The sequence below is a fragment of the Streptomyces sp. NPDC059398 genome, from assembly GCF_042751845.1.
In the GTDB taxonomy this organism is placed as follows: domain Bacteria; phylum Actinomycetota; class Actinomycetes; order Streptomycetales; family Streptomycetaceae; genus Streptomyces.
Genome location: NZ_JBHYWP010000016.1, coordinates 89,119 through 94,693 on the forward strand (window position 1 = coordinate 89,119; position 5,575 = coordinate 94,693).

The following is a 5,575-nucleotide window of genomic DNA, read 5'->3' on the forward strand; positions in this document are numbered from 1 at the left end:
GCGGGGGGGGGGGGGGGGGGGTCTGCTGGGGGGGGGGGGGCGGGGGCGCCCCCGGGGCCCCCCCCTTCCCGTCTGCCGTGCCGGTTCGGCCCCGGTCTATCTCCGGTGGTGGCCGTGGCCGTTGTTTCCGCCGGTGAAGCCCGGTGGGAACGAGATGCCGCCGCCGTCGCCCGGCTGGCCGCCCCCGTTGCCCTGGTCGCCGCCGTTGCCGTTGTCGTCGGCTCCGCCGTTGTCCGTGGCGCCGTTGCCCTGGTCGCCGCCGGCCTGGTGGTCGTGGCTCTTGCCGCCGCTGGAGTGGCCCCGCGGGACGTCGACCTGGTTGAAGGAGGGCGTCTCGGAGGGGGACAGGGCGCCGGTCATCGCCGTCTTCCAGATGGGGCCGGGGAGGCAGCCACCGCAGACCTCGTCGTAGTAGTGGCCGCCGATGTTGATGTTGGTCATCGGGATCTGCCGCGAGCCGTCGCTGCCGACCCAGACGGCCGTCGCCAGGTTGGGCGTGTAGCCGACGAACCACGCGTTCTTGCGCTCGTCGGTGGTACCCGTCTTGCCCGCGTTGTCGCGGTCGCTGAGGCCGGCCTGCTTACCGGTACCGTCCGCGACCACGCCCTTCAGCATCTGGTTGATGGTGTCGGCGGTGTGCTCGCTCATCGCCGACGAGCACGACGACTTCGGCACCGGGATCTGCTTGCCGCCCGGCGCGGTCACCGACTCGACGGCGATCGGTGAGCAGTACGTCCCGCGGTTGGCGAAGGTGGCGTACACCGAGGCCATCGCCAGCGGGGTCGACTCCTGGCCGCCGAGGGTGGTGGAGGGCACGGCTTGGAGCGGCTTGTTGTTGCCGCGGATGTAGCCGACCTTGTCGGCCATGGTGATCGTCTCGCAGAGGCCGGCCTTCTGCTCCAGCCGCGCGAAGTACGTGTTGATCGACTTGCCCAGCGCGCTGGTCATGTCGAATGTGCCCTTCTCGGTCGTGAGCTCGTTCTGCACGGACCAGGGGCTGGAGTCGGCCGGCTGGTTCTGGCAGTTGTGGAAGCTCGTACCGGGCAGGGAGATCTTCGAGCCTGTCGTGAAGCTCTGCGACGGGCTGATGCCCTTCTCCAGCGCGGCGGCCGCGGTGATCGGCTTGAACGTCGAGCCCACCTGGAAGCCCGCGTACGTCCCGCCCATCTTGTTGTCGACCGAGAGGTTCAGCACCGTCTCGTGCTTCGACGGGTCCAGGCCGTACGGACGGGACTGGGCCATCGCGAGGATCTTCCCGGTACCGGGCTGGACCTGCACCACGGCGTCCGCGATCTTGTCGTCCTTGTTGACCCGGGAGGTGGCCGCGACGTTGGAGGACGCCTGGGCCTTGGGGTCCAGGGTGGTCTTGACGGTCAGACCGCCGACCGACCAGAGCTTCTGGCGCTCCTCCTTGGTCTTGCCGAAGGCCGGATCCGTCAGGAACACCTTGCGGACGTAGTCGCAGAAGAAGCCCGCGCCCTTGACCGCGGTGATGCAGCCGCTCTTCGGCCTGGTGACCTTCAGCTTGATCGGCTCGGCCATCGCCTTGTCGGCCTGCGGCTGCGAGATGGAGTGGACATCGGCCATCCGCTGCAGCACGGTGTTGCGCCGCTTGGTGGCCTCGGCCATGTCATTGATCGGGTCGTAGCGGCTCGGTGACTGGACAAGACCCGCGAGCAGCGCGGACTGGCCGATCGTCAAGTTCTTCGCGGACGTGGAGAAGTACCGCTGGGCCGCGGCCTCGACGCCGTACGCCTGCTCACCGAAGAAGGTGATGTTGAGGTAGTTCTCCAGGATCTTCTTCTTGCCGAGCGACTTCTCGACCTGGATCGCGTACTTCAGCTCGCGGACCTTGCGGCCGAGGCTCTTCTGCTGGGCCTCGGCGACCTTGGTCGGGTCGTCGCCCGCCTCCTCGACGAAGACGTTCTTGACGTACTGCTGGGTGAGGGTCGACGCACCCTGGGCCGCGCCGCCCTCCTGCGCGTTGCGGTTGAGCGCGCGTGCCACGCCCTTCACGTCGATCGCGCCGTGCTGGTAGAAGCGCGCGTCCTCGATCGCGACGAGCGCCTTCTGCATGTACGGCGAGATGTCCTGGAGCTTCACCACCGTGCGGTCCCGCTCGTAGACCGAGGCGATCTGGTTGTTGTCGGCGTCCAGGATCGTGGTCCGCTGGCTGAGCGGTGGCGTCTTCAGGCTGGCGGGGATGTCGTCGAATCCCTTGACGGTGCCCTTGGCCGCGAGCCCCAGCGCTCCGGCTGCCGGCAGCGCGATGCCCGCCAGTACAGCTCCGGAGAGCGCGGCGACACCGAGGAATTTGGCGGCCTGCTGGGTCTTGGTGAGACCCCCGCCGGAGCGCTTCTTTGGCATGAGGGCAGCCTACGTGGTGGAGAAGGAGCAGCTTCATTCGCCGGACACGCGGACATGCCTTGGCCTAAGCTGCACCTAACTGTCACAGCAGTGCCCTCCCGTATCAAGTCTCTATCAAGCCGCATGGCGCGAAGTCACCCTCCCCGAATAGGCGTGACCACGCGACTGCATATGCCCCATGTGTAACCCGCTGTCCGATGTGGCGCGGATGAACTGCCCCGTTCTGTCCGGGTTGTCGGCTATGCCCCTCGCTCACTCCGTTGGGTGATCTCGCGCGTACGCATAGTCCGTTCGGGCCATTCAAGATTGGGCCCGAAGGGGGTGTTGCGCTGTGCCCACCTTCCGTAACGTCCTCAACTGGCAGCGGTGAATATGCCGCTGCCGCCGTGGGGGAGCCTCGAATTCGGGAGAGGACGGCGCCGGGATGGGCTGGGTAACTGACTGGAGTGCGCAGGCGGCCTGCCGCACTACGGATCCGGACGAACTGTTCGTACAAGGGGCAGCGCAGAACAGGGCCAAGGCGGTGTGCACCGGATGTCCGGTGCGTACGGAGTGCCTGGCCGACGCGCTGGACAACCGCGTCGAATTCGGCGTGTGGGGTGGCATGACCGAGCGGGAGCGGCGCGCACTGTTGCGCCGGCGCCCCACCGTCACCTCGTGGCGGCGGCTGCTGGAGACCGCGCGCACCGAGTACGAGCGCAGTACGGGCATTCTGCCCGCGATCGTCGCGGACGACGAAGCGTTCGAGGAGACGTACGCCGCTGTGGGATAGCCCCGGGCGGGCAGGGCGGACTCAGGCCGGGGAACGACCGGCCGCGAGGCGTTCACCGATCGCCCGGAGACCTGCCAGGTCGTGGACGTCGCCGGGCAACGCGGCGACCTCGGCCACGGCCACCTCCGGGTGGAGCGTGGTGAAACGGTCGCGGGTGCGCTGCTCGCGGGCGAGTACCTGCATGCGTTCGGCGTGCAGTCGGAGCAGACCGGCGGTCAGTACGTCGACCGTCGGCTCCGGCATGGCATCTGCCGCCCCGGGCAGGGCTTCTGAAGTGCCGGCCTCCGGGGATGCCTCGGCGGGATCTCCGGCTGCTGCCTCTACGGGTGTTCCTGCGGGTGTTCCTGCGTCTGTCGTCGCTACGTCTTCTGCCTCTGCCTCTGAGTCTGATGAGTCTGTGTGGTGCTCCGCGTGTTCCGCGGGCGGCTCGGAAAGTTCGCCGTGCTCCGTGGCTCCGGGCCTGGGAGAGGGGCCCGTGGAGTCACGAACTGCTTCATTCCCGGCCTTCTGATCCACAATGCCGCTGTCGTCAAGATTTTCCGCGGCGGCCAGCGCTCGCTCCGCCGTGAGCCGCGCGGCCCCGCTGCCGTGTACCCGGTTGAGCACCAGGCCGGCCAGCGGCATCCCGTCGGCGGCCAGCCGCTCCACGAAGTACGCGGCCTCCCGCAGCGCGTCCCGCTCCGGTGCCGCTACCACCAGAAAGGCCGTGCCCGGCGCCTGGAGCAGCCGGTACGTCGCGTCCGCGCGGGTGCGGAAGCCGCCGAACATGGTGTCCATCGCGGCGACGAAGGTCTGCACATCGCGCAGGAACTGGCCCCCCAGCAGCTTGCCGAGCGTGCCGGTCATCATCGACATGCCGACATTGAGGAACTTCATCCCGGCCCGGCCGCCGGCCTTCGCCGGGGCCATCAGCAGCCGGATGAACTTGCCGTCGAGGAAGGAGCCGAGCCGCTTCGGCGCGTCCAGGAAGTCGAGCGCCGACCGGGACGGCGGGGTGTCCACGACGATCAGGTCCCACTCGTCGCGCGCCCGCAGCTGGCCCAGCTTCTCCATCGCCATGTACTCCTGCGTACCGGCGAAGCCCGCGGAGAGCGACTGGTAGAAGGGGTTGCTCAGGATCGAGTCGGCCCGCTCGCTGTCCGCGTGCGCCTCGACGATCTCGTCGAACGTCCGCTTCATGTCCAGCATCATGGCGTGCAGTTCACCGTCGCCGGTGGCCTTGATGCCCGCCACCCGGCGCGGGATGTTGTCGAGCGAGTCGATCCCCATGGACTGGGCGAGCCTGCGTGCCGGGTCGATGGTCAGCACGACGGCCCTGCGGCCCCGCTCGGCCGCCCGTACCCCCAGCGCCGCCGCGGTCGTGGTCTTGCCCACGCCGCCGGAGCCGCAGCACACGATGATGCGGGTGGCCGGATCGTCGAGGAGCGGGTCGATGTCGAGGAAGGGCGCGCTGTCCAGGGTCATGACGTGATGTGCCTCCGCACTTCCGTCGCCAGCCGGTAGAGCCCGGCCAGATCCATTCCGTCGCCGAGCAGCGGGAGTTCGTAGGTGGGGAGCTCCAGTTCCGCCAGCACGGCGCGCTGTTCGCGCTCCAGCTCCACCCGCTCCGCGTGGTCGACGGCTTCGGCGAGCAGCGGGGTCACCAGCTTCGCCGCGCCGCTGACGCCCGCCCGGGTGAGCGCCTTGGCCACCTCCTTGCGGCGGTCGCCCGACACCGTACGTACGGTCTGCTCGTCCAGGAGCGCGGGGCGGACCATGTTCACGATGACGTTGCCCACCGGCAGGTCGGCCGCGCGCAGTTCGGCGATGCCGTCCGCGGTCTCCTGCACCGGCATCTCTTCGAGCAGCGTCACCAGATGCACCGCGGTCTCGGGGGACTTGAGGACCCGCATCACGGCCTGGGCCTGATTGTGTATCGGTCCGATCTTCGCGAGCCCCGCCACCTCGTCGTTGACGTTGAGGAAGCGGGTGATGCGGCCCGTCGGCGGTGCGTCCATGACGATGTGGTCGTAGGCGAAACGACCCTGCCTGGTCTTGCGGCGCACGGCCTCGCACGCCTTGCCGGTGAGGAGGACGTCCCGTACACCGGGCGCGATGGTCGTGGCGAAGTCGATGGCGCCGAGCTTCTTCAGGGCCCGGCCCGCGCTGCCCAGCTTGTAGAACATCTGGAGGTAGTCGAGCAGGGCGCGTTCGGCGTCGATCGCCAGGGCGTACACCTCCCCGCCGCCGGGGGCCACCGCGATCTTCCGCTCCTCGTACGGGAACGCCTCCGTCTCGAAGAGCTGCGCGATGCCCTGCCGGCCTTCCACCTCCACGAGGAGCGTGGGGCTTCCCACCCGACCGAAGGGTCACCCCCGCGCCGCGGGGGCCCGGGGGTTTGGCGGTCCCCCCCTGCGCCCCACACCCCAGCGCCCGCACACGTCTTATCTACCTAAC

At 69.0% G+C, this 5,575-nt stretch carries 4 protein-coding genes; 1 reads left to right on the forward strand and 3 read right to left on the reverse strand.

Annotation, left to right across the window (positions count from 1 at the left end):
• Positions 1–96 precede the first annotated feature (96 nt).
• On the reverse strand, positions 97–2,367 hold the full coding sequence (locus ACFXBC_RS08785; RefSeq protein ID WP_385020369.1) for a transglycosylase domain-containing protein: 2,271 nt from the start codon (positions 2,365–2,367) through the stop codon (positions 97–99).
• 424 nt (positions 2,368–2,791) lie between these two features.
• Between ACFXBC_RS08785 and ACFXBC_RS08790 the strand changes: the two genes are divergently transcribed.
• The gene (locus tag ACFXBC_RS08790) at positions 2,792–3,139 is read left to right on the forward strand and encodes a WhiB family transcriptional regulator (protein ID WP_164258855.1); all 348 of its coding nucleotides are present in this window, start codon (positions 2,792–2,794) and stop codon (positions 3,137–3,139) included.
• 21 nt (positions 3,140–3,160) lie between these two features.
• Here the strand turns inward: ACFXBC_RS08790 and ACFXBC_RS08795 are convergent, their stop codons facing one another.
• Positions 3,161–4,603 carry an ArsA family ATPase gene (locus ACFXBC_RS08795; RefSeq protein WP_385020373.1) on the reverse strand — a complete coding sequence of 481 codons (1,443 nt, stop codon included), beginning with the start codon at positions 4,601–4,603 and terminating at the stop codon, positions 3,161–3,163.
• A complete protein-coding gene (locus ACFXBC_RS08800) occupies positions 4,600–5,475 on the reverse strand; it encodes an ArsA-related P-loop ATPase (protein WP_385020376.1) in 876 nt (291 codons plus the stop codon). Before ACFXBC_RS08800 ends, ACFXBC_RS08795 begins: the two co-directional genes overlap by 4 nt.
• Between the last annotated feature and the right edge of the window lie 100 nt (positions 5,476–5,575).